18 protein-coding genes are annotated in these 24,564 nt (G+C 72.6%); 13 read left to right on the forward strand and 5 right to left on the reverse strand.

Annotated elements, in window-relative coordinates:
- Nucleotides 1–22: 22 nt before the first annotated feature.
- The 4 genes from ACQEVZ_RS56390 to ACQEVZ_RS56405 all read right to left on the reverse strand — a co-directional run bounded on the left by ACQEVZ_RS56390 (nucleotide 23) and on the right by ACQEVZ_RS56405 (nucleotide 4,592).
- The gene (locus ACQEVZ_RS56390) at nucleotides 23–619 is read right to left on the reverse strand and encodes a methyltransferase family protein (RefSeq protein WP_344502017.1); all 597 of its coding nucleotides are present in this window, start codon (nucleotides 617–619) and stop codon (nucleotides 23–25) included.
- Nucleotides 616–1,677 carry a ketoacyl-ACP synthase III family protein gene (locus ACQEVZ_RS56395; protein ID WP_363411053.1) on the reverse strand — a complete coding sequence of 354 codons (1,062 nt, stop codon included), beginning with the start codon at nucleotides 1,675–1,677 and terminating at the stop codon, nucleotides 616–618. Before ACQEVZ_RS56395 ends, ACQEVZ_RS56390 begins: the two co-directional genes overlap by 4 nt.
- A complete protein-coding gene (locus tag ACQEVZ_RS56400; protein ID WP_433384418.1) occupies nucleotides 1,674–2,471 on the reverse strand; it encodes an AfsA-related hotdog domain-containing protein in 798 nt (265 codons plus the stop codon). The genes ACQEVZ_RS56395 and ACQEVZ_RS56400 overlap by 4 nt, the downstream gene beginning before the upstream one ends.
- A 315-nt stretch (nucleotides 2,472–2,786) precedes the next feature.
- Entirely contained in the window at nucleotides 2,787–4,592 is a 1,806-nt protein-coding gene (locus ACQEVZ_RS56405; RefSeq protein ID WP_433384421.1) for an endonuclease/exonuclease/phosphatase family protein, read from the reverse strand.
- 287 nt (nucleotides 4,593–4,879) lie between these two features.
- Here ACQEVZ_RS56405 and ACQEVZ_RS56410 point away from each other — a divergent pair, with 287 nt between their 5' ends.
- The 3 genes from ACQEVZ_RS56410 (at nucleotide 4,880) to ACQEVZ_RS56420 (ending at nucleotide 9,699) form a co-directional block, all read left to right on the forward strand.
- Nucleotides 4,880–6,604: a hypothetical protein gene (locus ACQEVZ_RS56410; RefSeq protein WP_433384424.1), complete on the forward strand. Its 1,725-nt coding sequence runs from the start codon at nucleotides 4,880–4,882 to the stop codon at nucleotides 6,602–6,604.
- Between the two features lie 181 nt (nucleotides 6,605–6,785).
- The gene (locus tag ACQEVZ_RS56415) at nucleotides 6,786–8,372 is read left to right on the forward strand and encodes a hypothetical protein (RefSeq protein WP_433384427.1); all 1,587 of its coding nucleotides are present in this window, start codon (nucleotides 6,786–6,788) and stop codon (nucleotides 8,370–8,372) included.
- A 10-nt stretch (nucleotides 8,373–8,382) separates the two neighbouring features.
- Entirely contained in the window at nucleotides 8,383–9,699 is a 1,317-nt protein-coding gene (locus ACQEVZ_RS56420; protein WP_433384430.1) for a hypothetical protein, read from the forward strand.
- Nucleotides 9,700–9,754: 55 nt separating this feature from the next.
- Here the strand turns inward: ACQEVZ_RS56420 and ACQEVZ_RS56425 are convergent, their stop codons facing one another.
- Nucleotides 9,755–10,564: an SDR family NAD(P)-dependent oxidoreductase gene (locus ACQEVZ_RS56425; protein WP_433384433.1), complete on the reverse strand. Its 810-nt coding sequence runs from the start codon at nucleotides 10,562–10,564 to the stop codon at nucleotides 9,755–9,757.
- A 218-nt stretch (nucleotides 10,565–10,782) separates the two neighbouring features.
- On the opposite strand from ACQEVZ_RS56425, the gene ACQEVZ_RS56430 reads away from it, so the two are divergent.
- The 10 genes from ACQEVZ_RS56430 to menC all read left to right on the forward strand — a co-directional run bounded on the left by ACQEVZ_RS56430 (nucleotide 10,783) and on the right by menC (nucleotide 24,562).
- Nucleotides 10,783–11,157, forward strand: coding sequence for a VOC family protein (locus tag ACQEVZ_RS56430; protein WP_433384436.1), 375 nt, complete (start codon nucleotides 10,783–10,785; stop codon nucleotides 11,155–11,157).
- Between the two features lie 136 nt (nucleotides 11,158–11,293).
- Complete coding sequence (locus tag ACQEVZ_RS56435; RefSeq protein WP_433384439.1) at nucleotides 11,294–12,037, forward strand: serine hydrolase domain-containing protein; 744 nt, start codon at nucleotides 11,294–11,296, stop codon at nucleotides 12,035–12,037.
- 893 nt (nucleotides 12,038–12,930) lie between these two features.
- A complete protein-coding gene (locus ACQEVZ_RS56440; RefSeq protein WP_433384442.1) occupies nucleotides 12,931–14,160 on the forward strand; it encodes an ABC transporter substrate-binding protein in 1,230 nt (409 codons plus the stop codon).
- 13 nt (nucleotides 14,161–14,173) lie between these two features.
- Nucleotides 14,174–15,160 carry an ABC transporter permease gene (locus ACQEVZ_RS56445; protein WP_433384445.1) on the forward strand — a complete coding sequence of 329 codons (987 nt, stop codon included), beginning with the start codon at nucleotides 14,174–14,176 and terminating at the stop codon, nucleotides 15,158–15,160.
- A gap of 3 nt (nucleotides 15,161–15,163) precedes the next feature.
- A complete protein-coding gene (locus ACQEVZ_RS56450; protein WP_433384448.1) occupies nucleotides 15,164–17,005 on the forward strand; it encodes a dipeptide/oligopeptide/nickel ABC transporter permease/ATP-binding protein in 1,842 nt (613 codons plus the stop codon).
- Nucleotides 17,002–18,012 (forward strand): ABC transporter ATP-binding protein, encoded by a 1,011-nt coding sequence (locus tag ACQEVZ_RS56455; protein ID WP_433384451.1) that lies wholly within the window; start codon nucleotides 17,002–17,004, stop codon nucleotides 18,010–18,012. Before ACQEVZ_RS56450 ends, ACQEVZ_RS56455 begins: the two co-directional genes overlap by 4 nt.
- A complete protein-coding gene (locus ACQEVZ_RS56460) occupies nucleotides 18,009–21,380 on the forward strand; it encodes a serine hydrolase (RefSeq protein WP_433384454.1) in 3,372 nt (1,123 codons plus the stop codon). Before ACQEVZ_RS56455 ends, ACQEVZ_RS56460 begins: the two co-directional genes overlap by 4 nt.
- A complete protein-coding gene (locus tag ACQEVZ_RS56465; RefSeq protein ID WP_433384457.1) occupies nucleotides 21,370–22,524 on the forward strand; it encodes a M20 family metallopeptidase in 1,155 nt (384 codons plus the stop codon). The genes ACQEVZ_RS56460 and ACQEVZ_RS56465 overlap by 11 nt, the downstream gene beginning before the upstream one ends.
- Nucleotides 22,524–23,459, forward strand: coding sequence for a GNAT family N-acetyltransferase (locus ACQEVZ_RS56470; RefSeq protein ID WP_433384460.1), 936 nt, complete (start codon nucleotides 22,524–22,526; stop codon nucleotides 23,457–23,459). Before ACQEVZ_RS56465 ends, ACQEVZ_RS56470 begins: the two co-directional genes overlap by 1 nt.
- Entirely contained in the window at nucleotides 23,456–24,562 is a 1,107-nt protein-coding gene (gene menC, locus ACQEVZ_RS56475) for an o-succinylbenzoate synthase (RefSeq protein ID WP_344502000.1), read from the forward strand. The genes ACQEVZ_RS56470 and menC overlap by 4 nt, the downstream gene beginning before the upstream one ends.
- Nucleotides 24,563–24,564 lie beyond the last annotated feature (2 nt).

Here is a 24,564-nt window from a genome sequence, read left to right on the forward strand (position 1 = left end):
ACAGGGTCCATCACAGGGTCCATCACCAGACGCCCGGGACGAGACGCTTGCGGCCCACGGCGTAGTCGCGGTAGCCGGGCATGTCCCACAGCACCTGCTCCTCGACCCGTAGCCGCCAAACGATCGACGCGACGAGCGCGCAGAGCGCCACGACCCCGGCGGGGCCCGGGAAGCAGCCGACGAGCCCGAGGTGGGCCAGGATCATGCCGGCGTACGCGGGGTGCCGCACCAGGCGGTACGGCCCGTGGGTGACGGCGACCTGGTCGCTGCGGCGCACCACGTGGTGGGAGTAGAACCGGCCCAGGGTGCGGATCGCGGTCTCGCGCAGGACGACGCCGACGACGAACAGCGCGGCCGACGCCCAGAACCAGGCCGGGCGCTCCCCCGGCACCAGCAGGCAGCAGCCGATGGTGGCGAGCCGGGCCGCACCGTACGGCACGATCGTCCACGCGTCCTGCGGCGCGCTGGTGGCCCGCAGCGCGATCGGGGCCTCGACGAGCAGCCACAGCGCGTACAGGCCGGCGACGACGAGCGCGGCCGGGTCGTCGCGGTGCGTGTACACGCCGCCGGCGAGCAGCCCGAAGGCGGTGACGAAGATGATCCAGGGTGCGGCTCTCATGCGGTCCACTCCGGTCGGTGCAGGATCTCCAGGACGGCGGCGCCGACCGCGATGCCGGTGCCGTTGGCCATGACCAGGACCCGGTCGCCGGGCTCCAGCTGGCCGGTGAGCACCAGGTGCTCCAGGGCGGCGACCTGGTCGCCGGAGCCGAGGTGCCCGAGGTTGCGGCCGAACTCCAGCACGCCGCGGGTGTGGTCGATGCCCAGCGGCTTGAGCACGTGCTTGACGTACCGCTCGTCGCCGGCGAACACGTGCAGCACGCGGGTCACGTCGGCGGCGGTGACGCCGGCGTCGGCGAGGGCCTCCTCCGCGGTCCCGGTCCGGGCGTCGCGGAGCCGGCGCAGCGCGGTCGCGAGCCGGCCCGGGCTCTTCGCGTCGTACGCGGCGAACCGGTTGCCGAGCCGGACCGGACCGTCGGCGGCGACCGGCGGCGGGAAGATGCGCTCGTCGCCGCGGTACATCTCCTCCAGGTCCGACAGCGAGCGGTTGACGATGCTGCGCACCCGCGCGAACCCGCCCCGGTTGCTCAGCACCGCGGCGGTGCCGGCGTCGCCGAGGATCGAGCCGCGGTTGGTGCCGGCGTTCGTCGCGTACCGCCAGCGCACCGCCGGGTCGTACCCGGTGGCCGGCTCGACCCCGAAGTTGTCGCCGTTGGTGACCAGCACCGCGCCCGGCCCCGGACGGGCCAGGTGCCCGGCGGCGAGGTCGAACGCGTTGAGCATGCCGGCGCTGCCCTGCCGCAGCTCGATCGCGGGCGCGCCGTGGCCGACGACGCGGTGCTCGATGTAGTGCTGCGGGCACCAGCCGTTGGGACCCTGCGGCGCCGACGTCACGTGCAGCAGCAGACCCACCAGGGCCGGGTCGATGCCGGAGCGGTCCATCGCGGTGCGGGCGGCCCGCACGGCCAGGTCGGCGGGCGCGATGTCGCCCGCGACCGCGACCCCGGTCCAGCCGTCCTGCTCGGCGCCGCACCAGCCCTGCCGGGCCGCCTCGGCGACCGTGAGGACGGGCGGGAGGTAGGTGCCGACGCTCGCCAGCCACAGCTCGTCGAACCTCACGCGGCCCGCACCTTCCGGTAGGCCGCGGGCGACATCGTGTGGGTGACGAGCCGGATGGTGCCGAGGTCGGCCGTCCCGGCGTGCAGGCCCATGTCGAACGCGGTCCGCGGCCGGGGCTTCCCCGGCGGCCGGCGCCAGCTCACGTGCAGCGGCAGGCCGGCGGGCGGGGCGGCCGGGATGTCGGCGGCCAGGTCGATCCAGACGACGTGGGTGTCGAACGCGTGACCGTTGGCGATGTGGCCGAGCATGAGCACGAGCTGGCGGGCCGCCTCGATCACCTCGATCGGGTCCCGCAGGTCGCCGGGCGGGGCGAGGCTCGGGCATTGCAGCACGGCGCAGGTGAACCCGCCGTCCGGTGTCTCGGTGGGCGCGCCCAGCATGACGGTGCTCAGGTCGGCCCGGTGCACGAGCCTCGGGTCGGCGGGGGTGGCGAGCGTCCGCTCGGCGGGTGCCGTGAGGGTCGCCGTCCCGCCGCGGCCGGACCCGCCGGCCGGCCCGGCCGCAGGCAGGGGCAGCGGCGGCGTGGCCTCGGGCAGGGCCGGCTCCGGCAGCACGGTGACGGTGCCGCGGCAGATGTCCCGGGTGGTGCCGCCGACCGACTGGGTGGCGGTGAGCTCGAGCGTGTCACCGGCCCCGCCGCAGTGCAGGTCGACGCCCCCTTCGAGCTCGCCGAACGCCGGGAACGCGAATTCGAGCCGCAGCCGGCGGCCGGCCCGCCGCAGCCCGCCGCCGGTGACGTCGCCGGCCAGCCCGAGCAGGCCGGCGACGAGCAGATTGCCTGGTAGATGATCCACCGGGTGGTCAAAAAAGAACGGATGATGTCGATCCACGGGTAATTGAACTGTCCGCATCAATGCCCCCCATTCACGTCCATGACGCGGTGTGAAGCATCGAAGTATGGTGTCGAAACTTGCGGCCGTCAATACCGCGAAATCGGCTTGTATTCACCTCACCGTCATACTTTCGGATGAACCTCATTCATACTGATGGCGTTCAACTGACCACTGCGCACCAGTTGTCCACGAATGCGAAACAATGCGGTAATGAACTGCTGAAACGTCAGATGTATCGGCGCACAGAAATGTGCACTTTCGGTGTCAGGAACTCGCTCAACCGACCTGGAAGACCGTCAGGACCGCGGCGTGATCCGACGGCCAGGCGTTCGCCGACGGATTGGACTGCAACGGGGCGCCGACCCAGAGTGCGTCGGAGGAGACGACGGCCAGCGGGCCTTTGTAGTGAATGAAGTCGATGCGATCCTGCGGCTCCGCCTCGCCGGCGTGGGAGTCGTACCCGTAACCGCCGGTGAACGTCTTGAACACCGGTGACCAGGTCGTGCCCGGGAACGCCGCCGGGTTCGGGTGCGCCTGCCGGTAGGAGTCGGTCAGGCCCGCGTTCGCGGGGGCGGTCGACGTCGGCCAGGGCACCGCGCCGTAGCCGCAGCGCGAGTTCGACGCCGTCCAGTCCAGGTGCGACGGGGCGTTGAAGTCGCCGACCAGCAGCACCGGCGTGCTCGACGCGGCCGCCAGGTCGGGGCCCATCGCCGAGACGATCGTGTTGATCTGGCCCGTCCGCCCGGCCGCCGCCTCCTGGTTCAGCAGCTGCTGGACGCCCATCCGGCCGAAGCAGGCGTCGTACGGGCCGTACGGCGTGTACCCGAGGTGCGCGCTCCACAGCCGCACCGACCGCGCGCCGAGATCGATCCGCGCCGCGACCGCCCTGCCCGCGATGGCCGTGCCCGTGGCGGTGATCGGGTAGCGGCTGACCACCGCGACGGAGCCGTCCTGGTGGAACGACCAGCCCAGCGCGCCGGCGAGCCGCTGCGCGGCCCCGTCGTTCTCCTGGAGGCCGACCACGTCGGCGTCGCTGTCGAGCAGGAACTTGAGCTCCTTCTCGAACCCGCCGGTGACGGAGCTGCCGCCGTGCCACAGGTTCCAGCTCAGCGCGCGCAGCTGCGGCACCAGCACGCCGGACTGCACCCGGACCGTCACCGTGGCGTCCGCGGTGCCGGTCGACGACGTCGCCCGGACGCCGATCGTGACCGTGCCGGCCGCGGTCGGCGTACCGCTGACGACACCGGACGCGGAGACGCTCGCCCACGCGGGGCCGCTGGTCTTGGTCAGGGTCAGGCCGGCGGTGCCGCCCTGGACGAGACCGCCGACCGCCGCCGTGTAGGCGACGCCGACCTTCGCGTTGCGCAGCGCGAACGCGCTCGACGGGAACCGCGGCGCGCCGGTGCCGGTGACCCGGACCGGGAACGGCTGCGCCAGCCACGTGTACCCGTCGTTGTACAGGTAGTAGACGATGTAGTCGCCCGGCGTCAGCCCGGTCGTCGGCAGCGTCGCGGACCCGCTCGCGTTCGGGGTGTACGCCCACGCCAGCGACGGCCCCACGTAGACCTGGTTCACCGGGCCGTCACCGGGGTTGCGGTACAGCCCGACCCAGTTCTTCGCGTTGGCGCTGGTCGTCGTGTACGACACCTGCACCGGCGAGCCCGCGGCGACGGTGGGGTTGGCGACGGTGAGCGTCCCCGGGAGCGCGGCGGTCAGCTTGAGCTTGACCGGCTGCGCGAGCCATGTATACCCGTCGTCGTAGAGGTAGTACAGGACGTAGTTGCCCGGCGTGAGCCCGCCCGTCGCGAGGACCCCCGACCCGCTGCCGTCCGGCGTGTACACCCACTTCAGCGACGGCCCGACATACGTCTCGCCCACCGGCCCGTTGCCGGGGTCCGCGTACAGCCCGACCCAGTTCTTCGCCTGGGGCCGCGGCGTCGCGTACTGGAACCGCACATCGGACCCGACCGCCACCGTCGCGGAGCTGACGGCGAGGGACCCGTCGGCCGCCGCCCTCGCCTCCGGAACCGGCCCGATCAGCACCGCCAGCATCGCCAGCACCACAAGGACAACTCTGCGCACTGAAGCTCTAAATATCGACACTCAACTATTGTGAGGGATCATCTGACGCCGATGTGACATCGTAGCCACATCCCGCCGAACCGCGGCCCAAGAAATCGCCGCGACCGCCGCAGGACACCGTTCATCGGCGCGGGTTCTGCCAGGTCCGCAGTGGCAGCGGGATGGCCCGGGGCGGTCCGGGGTGGAGCGGGCGGTGGCGAAGCGTTACGGTTCTCGATCGGTGGCGTGTTGCGGGGGCGGCTCACCGGGTGCGGCCCCGGCCCGTGCTGGATCGGGAGGACGGTGGCATGGCGGGGAGCGATCCGGTGCCGGGCGACGTGTGGAGCCTGACGGATCCCGATGAGGGCACCGCCGAACGTCCGATCGTGGTGCCGCCCGGCCCGCCGGCGATGGCGCAGGCCGCGCCGCTGCCGATGTCCGCGGCTCCTCGGGTGTCCGGGCCGCCGGTGCCGCCGGTGCCGCCGATGCCCCAGGCCGCGCCGCTGCCGGTGTCCGGGCCGCCGATGCCACCGCCGGTGGCGCAGGCCACGGTGGCGCAGGACGCGACGACGGAGCTGCCGCTGGTCACGCCGCCGCCGGTCCCGGCACCACCACGGCCGCAGGTGCCGTTCACCGCTCCCCCACCGGCACAGCAGGCCGTGCCGCCGTCCGTACAGCAGGCCGGGCCGCCGCTCCTGCCGCCCGCCGTGGCGCCACCGGTCCAGCAGGCCGGGCCGCCGCTCGTGGGGATGGGGGCACCGCCGGTACAGGGGCCGCCGGAAGCCTTCGCCGGGGAGGTGGCGCCGCGCGGAAGGGGGCGCACCGGGCTGGTCCTCGCCGCCGCCGGGCTCACGCTGGTCGTCGCGGTCGGCACCGTCGCCGCGGTCAAACTGTCGGGGTCCGGCGGTGGCGGTGGCGCGCCGGTGGTCGTGGCGCAGGAAGGGGACCCGTCCAGGGCGGGCAGCCAGGCCGGCACGGCGTCGGGGACGCCCGACGGTGAGCGGGTGCCGCTGGCGCCGAGCGCCTCGGTGCCGCCCGCGCAGCTGAAGCCCGGCTTCAGGCTGGCCGCGGGGCAGGGGCTGCGCTCACCCAACGGCAGGTTCACGCTCACCCAGCAGCCCGACGGCAACCTCGTCCTCGCCGACGAGGCGAAGCGGGTGCAGTGGTCGTCGCAGACGCCGTCGAACCCGGGCGCGTACGCCAGCTTCAACCGCGACGGCGACCTCGTCGTCTACGGCAAGAGCGGCGGCGTCCTGTGGCACACCGCCACCGGCGGGAAGGGCGCCCTGCTCGAGGTGCGCGACGACGGCAACGCCGTGGTGTCGCAGGCCGGGAGGCAGGAGCTGTGGTCCAGCCAGGGCGAGCGGGGGCGGCTCTACCCGGGCCAGGCGCTGATCTCCGGGCAGCAGCGCCGCTCCCCCGACGGCCGGTTCACGCTCACCCAGCAGCCCGACGGCAACCTCGTGGTCGCGGGCGCCGACAAGAAGGTCGTCTGGAGCGCGCAGACGGGCGGCCGCTCGGGCGGGTCGACGCAGATGCAGAACGACGGCAACCTCGTCGTGTACGGCGCCGACAAGCAGCCGCTCTGGTCGTCGGGCACGTACGGCGCCACCGCGGTGACGGCCACGCTCAACGCCGACGGCAACCTCGTCCTCATCTCGGGCGGCAAGGTCCTCTGGGCCACGACGACCGACGGCGTCAGCAAGCTGACCACCGGCCAGCGCCTCCTCGCCGGGCAGTCCCGCTCGGCGGCGAAGGGCGGCTACGAGCTGCTGCAGCAGCCCGACGGCAACCTCGTGCTGCGCAACTCGGCCAAGACCGTGGTGTGGCGCAGCGGCACCAGCGGCCACCCCGGCGCGTCGACGCGGATGCAGCCCGACGGCAACCTCGTCGTCTACGACACCGCGGGCAAGGCGCTGTGGAGCACCAAGACCTACGGCAAGGACGCCAGCTACCTGCTGGTCCAGGACGACGGGTCGGCCGTGCTCTACACCGCGGCCAAGAAGGCCGTCTGGACCAGCAAGACGGCCTGACCCCGGCCGGCACGATGCACCGCTGAATTCGGACGCATTTTATTCCGCGCGACACGTTCGTGTGACGCGCGCGGACTCCGTCGGCCGTGCCCAGATACCGTCATTTCCTGGACATCGCCCCCGTAATGCCCTGGCTACGCTTCGCGCACATGCCGGAGTCGTTGCAGGAAAGGGGCTACGAATGGGCAATGTCAGATCGCCACGACGGATATTCATCGCCGCCGTCTCGTGTGTGGCGATGGTGCTCGGCACGCAGTTCATGCTGGCCAGACCGGCGAGCGCGGCCAGCACCGTCACGGTGCGGGTGGTCATCGAACACGTCCTGGAACAGGGGTGCACCGACAACCTGTCCGGTTCGGACTTCTATTCGAAGATCACGATCGGCGGGCAGGACTTCAATTTCGGTCCGATCGACGGTGAGGACGAGATATCACCGGACTGGACCGCGGAAAAGGCGGTCGACGTCGACACGGCGGCCACCGTTCCGGTGGTGATCACCCTGGCGGAGTCGGACGGTTTCCTCAATTTCGAGGACGACGTCTGCGACATCTCGCCCAACGGTTCGGAGCTCGACCTCACGGTCAACCTGGTGCCGTGCGCCGTCACCGGCGACGTCAGCGGCGTGTGCGCCGGGCCGATCACCTCCGCCGGCAACGGCGACGCCGACATCCGGTTCCGGATCGAGGTCGACCTGCCCGCGGCGACGCCGGGGCTGGCCGTGCGGTGCACCCACACCCCGCTGTGGCCGCAGCCCGGCGACACCGTGACCATCACCGTCGAGTCGCTCGACGGCACGGTCCAGGTGGGCGACACGATGGCCGACCTGTCCTCCGGCGCGCCGGGGCCCGCGCTGGTCGACCACAAGAAGATCGCCGACGACCTGGAGGTGTGGGTCAACGAACCGACCGGACCCGACCTGCACGTCACCGGCAAGACCACCGACAGCTACGTCATCACCGACGTGCCCGCCGGTGACCTCGTGTACGGCTGCACCGCCCACGCCGGCGCCGACCGGGTCTTCACCGGCTGGCGGCGGACCAGGGTCGGCGCGCCCGCCGAGAGCACCGCGATCCCGGTCAGCTTCACCGGCGCCCGCACCGACCGGGTCGACGTCGTCTTCATCGCCGACAGCGACAGCTACACCGCGGCGACCGACCCGGCGTTCCTCGCCGACGCGACCGACGTCATCAAGGGCGCCTACTACGGCCAGGACTTCTTCCTCGCCAACCAGCAGCGGTTCAACTTCTGGCTGGCGGACCAGCGCGGCGACGCCGACCGGGTCGCCGCACCGACGCCGGCGAACCCGGCCAACACCAACTGCGTGCTGACCCGGCCGCCGAACTGGTCGAAGGACTACAGCTGGGCCGACACCGGCGTCATCCTGCACCGCGACACCTTCCGGGACTGCGCCAACGGGGGTGTCTTCTCCACCGAGCCGACGTCGCTGGGCACGGTGCTGCACGAGACCGGGCACGCGCCGTTCGGCCTCGCCGACGAGTACTGCTGCGACGGCGGCTACTTCGAGGCGCTGCCGAACCCGAACATGTTCGACACCCTCGCCAAGTGCCAGGCGGACGCCCCGACGCTGGGCCGGCCCGCGAGCGACTGCCGGACCGTCACCGACGTCCGGCCGACCCCGGCGAAGAGCTGGTTCCTGTCCGAGCCGACGCCGAACGACCTCATGAACGCCGACCGGCGGCCACCGCAGGCCGCCGACATCAGACGCATGAACTGGTACTTCGACAACTGCGCCGCCGGAAAGTGCTGAGGAGGACGCCATGAGACTCAACCGACGCGCGCTCGCGCTGGTCACCGCATCGGCGACCGCCCTCGTCGCGGTCGCGGTCACGGTCGCCGTCACGGTGGCCGGGTCCGCCGCCGCGCCCGGCGACCCGGTCGACCCGGGGACCGCGCCGCAGCCGCAGTACGACTACGCGGACACGGCCAGGTCGTTCCTGGTCGACCTGAACTTCGCCGGCCCGTCCGCGACGCTCGCCGGCGCCACCGTCGGCGAGCAGCGGTCCGTCTCCCACCTCGGCGACCCGCCGCTGCTGCGGCTCACGCTGACGGACGAGGACGGGGCACCGGCCGGCGCGTTCAACGCCTGGGATCCCCGCTGGTACTTCGACCAGACCGACGACGGCGGCGAGCGGCTCGTCGTGCGCGACGGCCCGGGGACGCTGACGGTGCCGTTCGACGCCGACACCGCGACGATGGTGGTGCGCGACGTGAACGCCGGGACGGACCTGGTGACCGTGGACCTGCGGCCCGCGGTGCACGAGTTCTGCGTGGCGCACCCGGGTGACCCCGACTGCGTCGAGGCCGACCTGGCCGTCACCGCGGCGACCGTGACCGGTGACCCGCTCGCCGTCATCGGGCTGCCGAGCACCGTCCAGGTGCGGACGGTCGTGGCGAACCTCGGCCCGGACGGGCCCGTCGACGCCGTCGTGACCCAGACCGCGACCGGGTCGCCGGGCGTCACGGTCACCCCGGCGAGCCGCACGTCCGGCGCCGGCGGGCTCGCGGTCGGCGCCCCGGCCACCCTGGACGGCGCCTACGACGTCACCTGTACCGCGCCGGGCGCCCAGACGGTCACGGTCACCACGACGGTCGCGCCCGCGAAGGCGAAGGTCGTCGACGCCGTCGCCGGCAACAACAGCCGCACGGCCACCTTCGCCGTCGACTGCGCCGTGCCGGTGACGCTGAACATCATGCCGGGCAGCCTCACCAACCCGGTCAACGTCAACCCCGGGGTGCTCCCGGCCGCGGTGCTCACCACGACCGCCGGCCAGTACGGCAACCCCCTGGCCTTCAACGCCGCGACGATCCAGCCGGCCACGGTGCGCATGGGCGTGCGCGGCCCGCTGATCGCCACCGGCGCCGGCGCGCCGGAGGACCACGGCAAGGTCCACCTGGAGGACTCGTACGAGCTCGACGAGCACACCCGCGACGGTGACAAGGACGGCGTGATCCACGCCCGCCGGGACCAGCTCGGCATCCAGCCGGGCACGGTCGAGATCTGCGTCCGCGGCCGGTTCGGCGCGGGCGCCGGCACGGCGTTCTTCGGCTGCGACCACATCTCCCAGGTCCCGTGACGGACCCCTTCGAACGAGCGCCCCGGAGCCCTGGCACGCTGGGCTCCGGGGCGTCCTACAACGCTACCGCGGCGGCGCTCGCGTCCCAGAGTTTCGCGGCCGCCGCGGGGTCGCTCGCGTGCGCCGCCGGCGTGGTGAGCTTGTGCCCGACGTAGTAGCCGCCGTCCGTCAGCCCGGCCGCGGGCGTGGTGGCCAGCCACACCAGCAGCGCACCGGCCTTCTCCGGGGTGGTCAGGAACGGCGCGAACCGGTACACGAGCCGGACCGGGCCCTCGCCGAAGTTGGAGCGCACGACGCCCGGGTGGAAGGACACGCTGGTGACGTCCGGCCAGCGGCGCGCGGCCTCGGCGGCGAAGAGGATGTTCGCGGACTTCGCGGCGCCGTACGCGCGGCCCCAGCGGTACGTGCCGGCGTCGCCGGTGAAGTCGGCCGGGTCCGGGCGGCCCTGCGTGTGCACCCGCGACGCGGTCGCCACCAGCCGCACCCCGGTGAGCCGCTCCCGCAGCAGGCTCGTCAGCAGGAACGGGGCCAGGTGGTTGCCCTGGATCGTCGCCTCGTAGCCGTCCGCCGTCCGCCGGTAGCCGCCGACCATCCCGCCCGCGTTGTTGGCGAGGACGTCGATCGACGGGCACGTGTCGAGCAGGTACGCGGCGAGGTCCCGCACCTCCGCGAGCCGCTCGAAGTCGGCCCGGAAGCGCCCCGGCTCGCGGCCGCCGCCCGCGGCCCGCACCCGCGCGACCGCCGCCTCGAGGCGCCCCTCGTCGCGGCCGACGACGACCACCCGGTCGCCCTGGGCGGCGAACTGCTCCGCCGCCGCCAACCCGACACCGGAGCTCGCGCCAGTGATCACCACAGTTCGATCCATCGATGCAGTCTCCACGCCGCGCCCGGGATTCGCACGGCCGCCACGCGCACCGGATCTGGTAGCGTCGGCCGCGTGAACACCGGACCGGCGAGACGCCATGCACGGATCGGCGACCCGGTGGACGACTGACCCGCCGCGGTTCGGCGCGCGGACCTCCCAGCGATCGACGCTCGAGAAGGTCCCAGTCCACGCCGAAACCTGAAGTGAGGTCATGCCGGATGACGGCGACGTTCAACCACACCATCATCGCGTCGAAGGACCGCGCCGAGTCCGCGCGGTTCTACCGGGAGCTGCTCGAGGTGCCGGCCGCGCCCTCGTGGGGCCCGTTCACCAACGTCCAGCTCGACGGCGGCATCCTGCTGCAGTTCGCCGAGCCGCCGGTCGAGATCCAGATGCAGCACTACGCGTTCCTGCTCGACGACGAGCGCTTCGACCGGGCGTACGCGCGGCTCACCGAGCGGGGCGTCGAGCACTGGGCCGACCCGCAGATGCGGCGGCCGGGCGAGATCAACCACGAGCACGGCGGCCGTGGCGTCTACTTCAAGGACCCAGCCGGCCACGCGATCGAGCTCATCACCCGCCCGTACCTGTAACGGCGCCACCCCAACGCCGTGGTCCCGGTGACGCGCCGGGACCGCGGCCCGGGTTTGTCCGGCGGTACGAACTCGTGGGGGTGGAGTTGTCGTCCCATACGAACATGAGCCGGAAGTGCCGCCCTAGGGTTGCCGCATGTCGGAACTGGGTGACATCCATCACTGGTTGCGTGAGCGTCTGCCCGCGCTGCTCGTCGAACACAAGGTGCCGGCCGCCGCGGTGGCGGTCTCGGTCGGGGGTGACGTCATCGACGTCGCCGCCGGCGTCCTGAGCCGGGCAACGGGGGTGGAGGCCACCACCGACTCGGTGTTCCAGATCGGCTCGATCACCAAGGTGTGGACGGCCACGCTGGTGATGCAGCTGGCCGACGAGGGGAAGCTCGACCTCGACGCGCCCGTCCGGCGGTACGTGCCGGAGTTCGTCATCGCCGACGGGGACGCGGCCGCCGCGATCACGGTGCGGCAGCTCCTGAGCCACACGGCCGGGTTCGAGGGTGACGTGTTCACCGACACCGGCAAGGGCGACGACTGCGTCGAGAAGTACGTCGCGACGCTCGGCGACACGCCGCAGCTGTTCGCGCCCGGCGCGATGTTCTCGTACAACAACGCCGGGTACTGCGTGCTCGGCCGGGTCGTCGAGGTGCTGCGCGGCAAGCCGTTCGACGCCTGCGTCCGGGAGCACCTGTTCGGGCCGCTCGGGCTGACCCACGCCGCCAACGGCGCCGACGAGGCGATCCTGTTCCGGGCCGCGGTCGGCCACATCCAGCCGGCGCCGGACGCCGACCCGGTGGCGGCGCCCGTCTGGGCCCTGGCCCGCTCCAACGCCCTCGACGTCCATCTCTTCAGGAATCTTCTGGGACACAGGAAATGGCTTTTCTGAATGAGTTGAATGGACACAAACGAAGGCTGAGAATGACTATGTGTAGAGGGGAAGTTATCCCGTTTACCATACGAAGGCCTCAAGGGCTAGATACAAATGGACATCAAAAGGAGAATGATTCAAACTATGAAAGGAATGTTAGTTGATAGGACACACATCATCACAGATTGCTTCTGAGAGTGTGTCTAGATTTTATACGAAGACAACGAAGAATTCCCGTTTCTAGCATTAAACCATTCCAAATATCCAGACTTTACAAGCACAGAGTGATACAGTACTGCAGCAAGCAGGCCTTCGTGAGAAATGGATGTTTCATACTATACTAGAGTGAAGCAATGAAGGATGCATGTTTGTGATTGACACAGAGTAGATGACAGAGTGGTTGGTTTTGAGCAGTTTGAAACACTCTGAATCAAGTTTGTAGAATGATTGGAACTGCAACAGAGTTCAAGTCCTCAGCTGTGAACACACACAATTGCTAGCATCGTTGGAGACACTCTGCCATACTTTTTAAAGTGATAGCGATTTGAAGTCTTTGAAACGGGATTTATAAGGTGCTAGACAGATTCACACACAAGCGTTGTGTGATATCTAACAGAGATGTTCAGAGATTTACTGTGTGTGTGTTAGTTTGTAGTATCACAAGTATAATGGGGGGGGGGGGGGGGGCACACAGACACACACATTTGAAACGCTGAGTAGACATCATACACACACACACAAAAACACATCTCAGAATGCTTCTAGTTTTTGTTTAAAGGTATTTGCTTGTTGTAGAATGCTAGAATACCACTTCCAGATGCAGAAAAGAAGAGTGTTTCAAGTGCTGTGACAGACTACATAGATGAACGCACACACACACACACACAAAGCGGAGAATGATTGCCACGAGAATGACTACTTTTATACGAAGACGTTTACACCATAGGCCTCAAAGAGCTACTTCAAACCGCCAAGCCAACGGTGAAGGGCTGGATTATGTCCGCACCGCATTCGGCTTCAACAACGCCACGGTCTGGTTTCCTCGCCTGGATGGCGAAAACGCCGGACGGGGCGACGAGTACCGAGGCGACCGCAACCTGCTCAAGCAGGGCGGCGACGGCACCGGCATGTTCACGCTGACCGAGGCGGTGGCGAACGACCACTACACGTTCACCCGGCGCAAGGACTACGCCTGGGGCCCCGGCGACTGGAAGGCCGACCAGCGCGGCCTGCCCGACACGGCGGTCCTCAAGGTCGTCACCAACGAGTCGACCGCGGCCAACCTGCTGATGTCCAAGCAGGCGAACGCCGCGCAGCTGGTCGGTCCGGACCGGCAGCGGGTGCAGGCGGCGAACCTGCACCAGCGGCAGATCGAGGCGACGCTCGGCGAGCTGTGGTTCAACCACAAGAGCGGGCTGCCCGGCGCCGACGAGCAGGTGCGCAAGGCGCTGGTCCAGGCGCTGGACCTCACCGAGCTGGGCAAGGTCGTCAGCAGCGGCAACGGCAAGCCGCCGACCGGCCTCGTCTCGTCGGGCGGCGCGCCGTGCAAGCAGAACACGGTCGAGGGGAACCTGCCCGGGCACGACCTGGACGCGGCGAAGGCCGCGCTGGACGCCGCCGGCTGGACGGCCGGCGCGGGCGGCGTGCGCGCGAAGGGCGGGCAGAAGCTCACCATCGCGATCGCGTACCCGGCCAGCCTGGGCACCGGCTCGCAGGCCGGCGCCGAGCTCACGCAGAAGGTCTGGACGAGCGTCGGCGCGGAGGTCACCGTGAAGCCGGTGACCGACGCCGAGATCGGCACCGGCCTCCTCGGCGGGCAGCTCGCCTGGGAGGCGGCGTTCCTGCCGCTCAACACGCCACTGCCCAGCCAGGTCGTGCCCTACGTGTCCGGGCCGTCCGCGCCGAACGGCGTCAACTTCTCCAGCATCGACAACGCCGAGTACACCAAGGCGGTCACGGAGGCGTCGGCGGTCGCCGGCACGGCCGGCTGCGAGCAGTGGGCCGCCGCCGAGAAGGCCATCTTCAAGCACGTCGACGTGGTGCCGTTCGTCAACTCGACGGTGCCGATCTTCGGTCAGGGCGCGCGGTTCGAGATCGGCGACGGCGCGATGATCCCGCAGTCCATCCGGATGCTGGTGTAAGGAGGTGACCGGCGTGCGGGCCAGGACGGAAAAACTGACGGAGAAACTCACGGACAACGCGTGGGTGCGGTTCGCCGCACGCCGGTCGCGCAGGCTGCTGCTGTCGGTCTGGGTGCTGCTGACCGCGGCGTTCGGCATGATCCACCTGATCCCGGGTGACCCGGTGCGGGCGGCGCTCGGCGTCGCCGCACCGGCCGAGCTGGTCGCCGCGCGCCGGGAGCAGCTGGGCCTGGACGACCCGCTGTGGCGGCAGTACCTGGACTACCTGGGCGACCTGTCCGCCGGACGGTTCGGCACCTCGACGGTCTCCGGCCTGCCGGTCTCCCAGGTCATCGCGGAGCGCTACCCGGCGACGCTGGAGCTCGCCGTGTACGCGTTCCTGGTCGCCGTCGCGCTCTCGGTCCCGCTCGGGCTGACCATGGCGGTGCTGACCCGGGGCGGCCGGCGCCGGCGGCTGGAGCTCGGCTTCACCTCGACCAGCGTGTTCTTCGGCGCGGTGCCGGAGTTCCTGGTAGGCGCCGGGCTGGTGTACCTGTTCGGGGTCCAGCTCGGGCTGGTGCCGATCGCCGGGCGGGCCGGGCCGGACTCCTACGTGCTGCCGGTCCTCGCCCTGGCCCTCGGCCCGGCCGCGGTGCTCGCCCGGATCATGCGGGTGGAGACCCTGGCGGTGCTGGACGCCGACTACATCCGCACCGCCCGCGCGAAGCGGCTGCCGGACCGGCGGCTGTACCTGCGGCACGCGCTGCCCAACTCGGTGACGGCCACGGTCACCATCGCCGGGCTGCTGCTGGGCGGGCTGGTCGCGGCGACCGTCCTGGTGGAGAACGTGTTCGCGTGGCCGGGCCTGGGCAGCACCATCGTCCAGTCGATCCTGGCCAAGGACTACCCGGTGGTGCAGGGCATCGTGCTGATCTACGGCCTCGGCGTGCTCCTGGTCAACCTCGTGGTCGACGTCGGCCTCGCGCTGCTCGACCCGCGCTCGACGATCCGGGAGAGCTGAACCGTGCCGAAGCGACTGCGTACCCCGCTCGGCGTGACCGCGGCGGTCCTGCTCACGGCGGTGCTGGCCCTGGCGGTCCTGGCGCCTCTGCTCCTGCGCGGGCTGGCCGACGCCGTGGACACCGCGAACATCCTGCAGGGCCCGTCGGCGGCACACTGGGCCGGCACCGACGGGCTCGGCCGGGACATCTTCTTCCGGGTCCTGGTCGCCACCCGGCTCTCGGTGGTGCTGGCGCTGCTGTCGACCGGCCTGGGCGTCGTCATCGGGCTGCTGCTCGGCGCCGCGCCGCAGCTGATCGGCGCGCGCCTCGGCCGCCTCGTGACCGCCGGCGTGAACGTCGCGGTCGCGTTCCCCGGGCTGCTGCTCGCGCTGAGCTTCGCGGTCATCTTCGGGGTGGGCACCAAGGGTTCCGTCCTCGCGATCGGCTTCGCGGTCGCGCCCGCCTTCGCGCGGCTGACCGGCACGCTGGTCGCCTCGGTCGCCGAGCGGGACTTCGTCGCCGCCGCCCGGATCGCGGGGGTGGGCCGGCTCCGCGTCCTGGTCCGGCACGTCCTGCCCAACATCGGCGAGCCGCTCGTCGTCAACGCGACCGTCGCGGCCGGCGGCTCGCTGCTCGCCTTCGCCGGCCTGTCCTACCTCGGCCTCGGCGTGCAGGCACCGTCGTACGACTGGGGGCGGCTGCTCGGCGAGGGCCTCAACAGCCTGTACGTCCACCCGCTCGCGGCCCTGGTCCCGGGCGCCGCGGTGGTGCTCGCCGGGCTGGCGTTCAACCTCACCGGCGAGGCGGTCGCCCGGCAGATCGGCCAGAGCACGCCGCTGTTCACCGCCGTGCGCCGCGCGCCCCGGCAGGAGCCGGCCGCTCCGTCCACAGTGGACAAGGACGGCGACACCGTGCTCGCCGTGGAGAACCTCCGCGTCTCGTTCGGCGAGCTGACGCCGGTCCGCGGGCTGAGCTTCACGATCCGCCGCGGCGAGGCGGTCGGCGTGGTCGGCGAGTCCGGCTCCGGCAAGAGCCTCACCGCCCTGGCGGTCGCCCAGCTGATCGAGGCGCCCGGCGAGGTGCGCGCCGACCGGCTGGAGTTCGCCGGGGAGGACCTGCGGCACGGGCCGAGCCGGGCCCAGCGGCGCCTGCTCGGCACCTCGTTCGCGATGGTGTTCCAGGACCCGATGTCGTCGTTCAACCCGACCCAGCGCATCGGCCGGCAGCTCGCCGAGCCCGCCGTCCAGCACCAGGGCCTCAGCCGCCGGGAGGCGCTCGCGCGGGCCGTCGACCGGCTGCGCGCCGTCCGGCTGCCCGCGCCCGAGCGGCGCGCGCACCAGTTCCCGCACGAGTTCTCCGGCGGCATGCGGCAGCGGGCGATGATCGGGATGGGCCTGATGGGCACCCCGGCGCTCATCGTCGCCGACGAGCCGACGACCGCGCTGGACGTGACCGTGCAGCGGCAGGTGCTGGCGCTGCTGGAGGACATCCGGGCCGCCGACTCGGTCGCGCTGCTGCTGATCAGCCACGACATCACCGTCGTCGGCCAGGTCTGCCAGCGGGTGCTGGTGATGTACGCGGGGCGCGTCGTGGAGGACGTGGCCGCCGCGGCGCTGCCCGGCGGGGCGCGGCACCCGTACACCCGGGCGCTGCTCGCGGCGGTGCCGCACCTCGGCACCGACCGGGACCTGCCGCTGACCGTCATCCCGGGCCGGCCGGTCGAGCCCGGCGAGGTGCCCACCGGCTGCGCGTTCGCGCCCCGCTGCGGGTACGCCGACGAGCAGTGCCGGCGCGAGGAGCCACCGTTGGAGACCGACGCCACCGGGGCGCGGGTCGCCTGCTGGCACGTGGGTGAGGTCCGGTGAACGAGCTGCGCTTCCGGGACGTGTCGGTCCGCTTCGGCGGGCGGCGGCGCGGCGTCACCGCCGTCGACCGCGTCGACCTCACCGTCCCCGCCGGCAGCGTCGTGGGGCTCGTCGGCGAGTCCGGCTCCGGCAAGTCGACCCTCGCCCGCGCGGCGGTCGGCCTCGCCCCGCTGTCCGGCGGGGAGATCCTGCTGGACGGGCGGCGGCTGCCGCGCACCCCCGGCACCGACGCCGGGCGCCGCGTGCAGATGGTGTTCCAGGACCCGTACTCGTCGCTCGACCCGCGGATGACGATCGGCGCCTCCATCGCCGAGGCGGTGCCGCGCGGCACGGCCGCCGCCGCCCGCCGCGCCGAGGTCGCCCGGCTCCTCGACCTGGTCGAGCTGGCGCCGGAGCGGGCCCGGCAGTACCCGGCGCAGCTGTCCGGCGGGCAGCGGCAGCGGGTCGCCCTCGCCCGCGCCCTCGCCGCCCGCCCCGACGTGATCGTCGCCGACGAGATCACCTCCGCGCTGGACGTGTCCATCCAGGGCACCGTGCTGAACCTGGTGCGCGACCTGCAGCGCCGGCTGGGCCTGTCGATGCTGTTCATCTCGCACAACCTGGCGGTCGTCCGCTACGTCAGCGACGTCCTCGCCGTCATGTACCTCGGCCGGATCGTCGAGTGCGGGCCGGTCGACGACGTGCTCGGCGACCCGCAGCACCCGTACACCCGGCAGCTGCTCGCCTCGGCGCCGCAGCCCGGCGGCCCCCGGCCGGCGCTGCTCGGCACGCTGACCGGCACCAAGGCCGTCCTGGACGCCGCGGAGCCCACGGACCCGCACCACCCGCCGGCCGGCTGCCGGTTCCACCCCCGCTGCCCGGTCGGCCCGCTCGTGCTCCAGCGCGACGTCTGCCGCGACACCGAACCGGACGGCGCCGCCCACCGGCACCTGGCCGCCTGCCACTTCGCCGCGCCGCGACCCGGCCTTGAAAAGCAAGCCCCGCTTCCCACGAGGAGTCTGTCGTGACCCGACGCCAGCGCATCGACGACCTGCCCACCCTCGCCGCGCCGGAGCAGCCGGCGGTCGCGCCGGACGGCTCACGGGTCGTCTATGTGCTCCGCACCGTGGACGCCGGGGCGGACCGCACCCTGCACAACCTCTGGTGGGCCGGCACCCGCTCGGGCGGGCCGGAGCAGCTCACCCGGGGCGGCGCCGACACGGCGCCGGCGTGGTCGCCGGACGGCACGCGGATCGCGTTCCTGCGGGCCGGCGGCGGCACCACAGGGGGCGCGGCGCAGGTGTGGCTGCTGCCCGCCGGCGGCGGCGAGCCCGAGCAGCTGACGACGCTGCCGCTGGGCGCCGGCCGGCCGGTGTGGAGCCCGGACGGCACGGCCATCGCGTTCGCCGCGCCGGTCGACCTGCACGCCGCCGACGGCGAGGACGACGCGGCCCGGCAGCGGCGCGGCGCCGCGCCGATCGTCGCGGACCGGCTCGACTACCTCGCCGACGGCGCCGGCTACCTGCGCACCATGCGCAGCCACGTGCACGTCGTGGACGTGGCCACCAAGGCGTGCCGCCGGTTCACCGACGGCGACTGGCACGCGGGCGACCCCGCCTGGTCGCCGGACGGCACGCGGCTCGCCTACGCGGCGGCCACCGCGCCCGACGCGGACCGGACGATGCACTGCCCGGTGTACGTGCGCTCCGCCACCGACCCGGCGGCGCCGCCACGGCTCGCCGGGCTCGCCGACGGCACCGGCGGCCCGGTCACCTGGGCCGCGGACGGCGGGACGCTGCTGGTCACCGGGTTCCCCGGCCCGCTCACCGGCCACGCGCACCTGCTGCGCGTGCCGCTGGACGGCGGGCCCGTCACCAGCCTGTCCGCCCCGCTGGACCGCAACGTCATGCCGGGCGGGCCGGGCTACCCTGGCGCGCTCCCGGTGACCGTCGACAGTGGACGGTCGGTGCTGTTCTGCGCCCGCGACCGCGGCGACACCCACCTCTACACCGTCCCGGCCGGCGGCGGCGACCCGCGACCGGTCCTCGCCGGCGCCGGACGCTCCGTCGCCGGCCTGTCCGTCGCCGGCGGCACCGCGGTCGTCCTGCTGCTCACCCCGACCTCCCTCGGCTCGCTCGTCGCCCTCGACCTGGCCACCGGCGACGAGACGGTGCTGGTCGAGCGGGACGCCGAGGCCGACCTGTTCCCGCGGCTGGAGCGGGAGTTCACCATCTCCGACGGCACCGTCGTGCACGGCTGGCTGGTCCGCGACCCGGCGGCGACCGGGCCCGGCCCGCTGCTGCTGGACATCCACGGCGGCCCGCACAACGCGTGGAACGCCGCCGCCGACGACGTCCACCTGTACCACCAGGAGCTCGCCGCGCGCGGCTGGACCGTGCTGCTGCTCAACCCGCGCGGCAGCGACGGCTACGGCGAGGCCTTCTACACCGCCGCGGTGGGCGCCTGGGGCGTCGCCGACGCCAAGGACTTCCTGGAGCCCGTCGACACCCTCGTCGCGGAAGGGGTCGCCGACCCGGCCCGGCTCGCCGTCGCCGGCTACAGCTACGGCGGCTACATGACCTGCTACCTGACCGGTGTCACCGACCGGTTCGCCGCGGCCGTCGCCGGCGGCGTCGTCAGCGACCTGACCAGCGAGTCCGGCACCGCCGACGCGGGCCACTTCCTCAACGCCTTCGAGCTCGCCGGCGGCTCGGTCGCCGACATGTCCCCCATCACCCGGGTGGACCAGGTCCGCACCCCGACCCTGATCCTGCACGGCGCCGCCGACGTGCGGTGCCCCGCCGGGCAGGCGCAGCAGTGGCACACCGCGCTGCGCGTGCGGGACGTGCCGACCCGTCTCGTCCTCTACCCGGACGCCTCGCACCTGTTCATCCTCCAGGGCCGGCCGTCGCACCGGATCGACTTCAACCGCCGGATCGTCGACTGGGTCGAGTGGTTCGCCGCCGACCGCGAGCCCCGCCGGCCCGCCCTGGACGCGGCGCACTGGCAGCGCCGGCTGACCGCCCTCGCCCAGCGGCACAAGGTGCCCGGCGCGACGCTCGGCATCCTGCGCCTGCGCCCTGGAGTCAACACTGGAGCCGACAGCGGTGGCGACGAGCTGGTGGAGGCGGCGTACGGCGTCGTCAACAAGGACACCGGCGTCGCCACCACCACCGACTCGGTGTTCCAGATCGGGTCGATCTCGAAGGTGTGGACCGCGACCGTGGTCCTGCAGCTCGTCGACGAGGGCCTGCTCGACCTGGACGCGCCGGTCGCCGACGTGCTGCCCGAGTTCCGCCTCGCCGACCCGGAGGTCACCAAGCAGGTCACCATGCGGCACCTGCTCACCCACACCAGCGGCATCGACGGCGACGTGTTCACCGACACCGGGCGCGGCGACGACTGTCTCGAGCGGTACGTGGCGCTGCTCGCCGAGCAGACCCAGAACCACCCGCTCGGCGTCACCTGGTCGTACTGCAACGCCGGTTTCTCCCTCGCCGGCCGGGTCATCGAGAAGCTGACCGGCGGCACCTGGGACGCCGCGCTACGGGCCAGGCTGTCCGGCCCGCTCGGGCTGCGCCGCACCGGCACGCTGCCGGAGGAGGCCCTCGCCCACCGGACCGCGATCGGCCACGTCGGTGAGGACCCCGACGACCTGAAGGTCGCGCCGGCGTGGGCGCTGCCCCGCTCGCTCGGGCCGGCCGGCCTGATCAACGCCACCGCCGCCGACGTGCTCGCGTTCGCCCGGCTGCACCTCACCGGCGGGCTCGCCACCGACGGCACCCGGGTGCTGAGCGAGGCGAGCGCCGCCGCGATGGCCGCCGAGCACGCCGAGCTGCCCGACAAGTACTCCCTCGGCGACTCGTGGGGGCTCGGCTGGATCCGGTTCGGCTGGGACGGCCACCGGCTCATCGGGCACGACGGCAACACCATCGGCCAGTCCGCGTTCCTGCGCCTGCTGCCCGAGCAGGGCCTCGCCGTCACCCTGCTCACCAACGGCGGCAACGGCCGCGACCTCTACGACGAGCTCTACCGGGAGATCTTCGCCGAGGCGGCCGGCGTCGCGATGCCGCGCCCGATCGCGCCGCCCGCCGAGCCGGTCCAGGTCGACTTCCAGCGGTACCTCGGCACCTACGAGCGGGCCAGCGTCCGCATCGAGGTCTTCGAGCGCGACGGCGGGCCGGTCATGCGCAGCACCGTCACCGGCCCGATCGCCGAGCTGATCCCGGACCCGGTGAGCGAATACGCGATGGTCCCGGTCGAGGAGAACCTGTTCCTGGTCAAGGAGCCGTCGGCGCAGAACTGGGCGCCGGTCACGTTCTACGCGCTGCCGACCGGCGAGCCGTACCTGCACTTCGGGGTGCGGGCGACGCCGAAGGTCCGCAATGGACACTGAGCTGGACACCGTTTCCCTGCTGCGGTCGATGCGGGCGGCGCTGCCGGCGCTGCTCGCGGAGATCGAGACGCTCGTGCGGGCCGAGTCGCCGTCCACCGACCTCGCCGCCGTCGCCCGCAGCGCCGACGTGCTCGCCGGCGTCGGCGCCCGGCGCCTCGGCGTCGCGCCGGACCGGATCGTCGTCGACGGCCGCACCCACCTGCGCTGGCGGCTCGGCGCCGGACCGGACCGGGTCCTGCTGCTCGGCCACCACGACACGGTGTGGCCGGTCGGCACCCTCGCCACGCACCCGTTCGCCACGACCGGCGGGCGGCTGCGCGGCCCCGGCTGCTTCGACATGAAGGCCGGGGTCGTGATGGCGCTGCACGCGGCCGCCGCCGCGGCCGGGCGGGGCGCCGCCGTGACCGTGCTCATCACCGGCGACGAGGAGATCGGCTCGCCGAGCTCCCAGGCGCTCGTCGAGCAGGAGGCGGCCGGCGCCCGCGCCGCGCTCGTCCTCGAACCGTCCGCGGACGGCGGCGCGCTCAAGACCGCCCGCAAGGGCGCCGGGTTCTACCGGATCCGGATCGCCGGCCGGGCCGCCCACGCCGGGCTCGAGCCGGAGCGCGGGATCAACGCCGGCGTCGAGCTGGCCCACCAGGTCCTCGCCGTGCACCGGCTCGGCGACCCCGCCCTCGGCACCACCGTCACGCCGACCGCGGTGTCGGCCGGCACCACCACCAACACCGTGCCGGCCGCCGCCGAGCTCGCCGTGGACGTCCGCGTCCGCGACGAGGCCGAGCAGCACCGGGTCGCCGCCGCCCTCGCCGGGCTGCGCCCCGTGCTCGACGGCGCGACCCTCGAGGTCGAGGGCGGCGGCAACCGCCCGCCGCTGACCGCCGCCGCGTCCGCCGGGCTCTTCGCCCGCGCCGCCGCGCTCGCCGCCGGGCTGGGCCTGCCGCCGCTGGCCGGGGCCGCCGTGGGCGGGGCGTCCGACGGCAACTTCACCGCCGGCGTCGGCACGCCGACGCTCGACGGGCTCGGTGCGGTCGGTGGCGGCGCGCACGCCGACGACGAGCACGTCCTCGTCGACGCGCTGCCCGGACGCACCGCCCTCGTCGCGGCCCTGGTGCTGGACGTCCTGGCCGCCGCGGGAGGTGCGTGATGGCGACCCTTGAAACCGCCGCTACCGCTGCCACCGCCGCCGGCGCCACCGGGGACGCGACCGTCGCCGCCGACGCCGCCGACGCGCAGGCGCGGGCCGCCGCGGACGCGGCCGGGGTGACCGTCCGCGAGATCACCGGCGACGACGGCTTCCAGGCGATGCACCGGCTGTTCGACCGGATCTGGCGGCCCGACCCGGCCAACCAGCCGGTCACCGCCGTGCTGCTGCGGGCGTTCAGCAAGGCCGACAACTACGTCGCCGGCGCGTACGACGGGGACGAGCTCGTCGGCGCGTGCGTCGCGTTCTTCGGCCCGCCGGCGCACGCGACCATGCACAGCCACATCACCGGCGTCGCGGCCGGTGGCGGGCGGCGGGCGGTCGGGTTCGCGCTCAAGACGCACCAGCGCGGCTGGGCCGTGCGCCGCGGGCTGCGGACCATCTCGTGGACCTACGACCCCCTCGTCGCCCGCAACTCCTACTTCAACCTGGCGAAGCTGGCCGCGACCCCGGCGGAGTACCTGACCAACTTCTACGGCGGCATGAACGACGGGCTCAACGGCGCCGACGACAGCGACCGGCTGCTGGTCAGCTGGGACCTGGCCGCGCCGGCCGTGGAGGCGGCGTGCGGCGGGCGGCCGGCTACCCGTACCGTCGAACACGAACTGCACCGGGGCGCGGTGGTCGGCCTGGGACGCTCCGCGGACGGCCGCCCCGCACCCGGTGACCTCGACAAGGACACAGACGGGCGGGCGATCCTGGTGGCGGTGCCGCCGGACATCGAGACGCTGCGGCGGACCGATCCGGACGCCGCCCACGCCTGGCGGATCGCGGTCCGCGAGACGCTCGGCACGCTCATGGCCAACGACCGGCGGGTGACCGGCTTCGACCGGGCCGGCTGGTACGTGCTCACCGAAGGGAACGACGGGACATCATGAAACTCACCGGGGTCGAGCTGCGGCGCGTCAAGATGCCGCTGGTGGCGCCCTTCCGCACCTCCTTCGGCACCAGCACCGACCGGGACCTGCTGCTGCTGCGGGCGGTCACCCCCGACGCCGAGGGCTGGGGCGAGTGCGTGGCGATGGCCGACCCGCTGTACTCCTCGGAGTACGTCGAGGCCGCCATCGACGTGCTCACCCGGTTCCTCGTGCCGGCGCTCGGGGCGGCCCCGCGGCTCGACGCCAACGCGGTCGGGCCGGTGCTCGCGCCGTACAAGGGACACCGGATGGCGAAGGCGGCCCTGGAGATGGCCGTCCTCGACGCGGAGCTGCGCGCCGCCGGCCGGTCCTTCGCCCGGGAGCTCGGCGCGGTCCACGACCGCGTGCCGTGCGGGGTCTCCGTCGGGATCATGGACTCGATCGGCGAGCTGCTCGACGCGGTCGCCGGGTACGTCGCCGACGGGTACGTGCGGATCAAGCTGAAGATCGAGCCCGGCTGGGACGTCGAGCCCGTCCGGGCGGTCCGCGAGCGCTTCGGCGACGCGCTGCTGCTGCAGGTCGACGCCAACACCGCCTACACCCTCGCCGACGCCCGGCACCTGAGCCGGCTCGACCCGTTCGACCTGCTGCTCATCGAGCAGCCCCTCGACGAGGAGGACCTGCTCGGCCACGCCGCCCTGGCGAAGCTCATCCGCACCCCGGTCTGCCTCGACGAGTCGATCACGTCGGCCCGCAGCGCGGCCGCGGCGATCACGCTCGGCGCCTGCGAGATCGTGAACGTGAAGCCCGGCCGGGTCGGCGGCTACCTGGAGGCGCGCCGGATCCACGACGTCTGTGTGGCGCACGGCGTGCCGGTCTGGTGCGGCGGGATGCTGGAGACCGGCATCGGGCGGGCCGCGAACGTGGCGCTCGCCGCGCTGCCCGGTTTCACCCTGCCCGGCGACACGTCCGCCTCCGGCCGCTACTACCGCACCGACGTCACGGCGCCGTTCGTGCTCGACGACGGCCACCTGGCCGTGCCGGCCGGGCCGGGGCTCGGCGTCGAGCCGCTGCCGGACGTCCTCGCCGGGATCACCACCGAGACGACCTGGATCCGGATCTAGAA

Source organism: Dactylosporangium sp. CA-152071 (assembly GCF_050936335.1).
GTDB lineage: Bacteria > Actinomycetota > Actinomycetes > Mycobacteriales > Micromonosporaceae > Dactylosporangium > Dactylosporangium maewongense.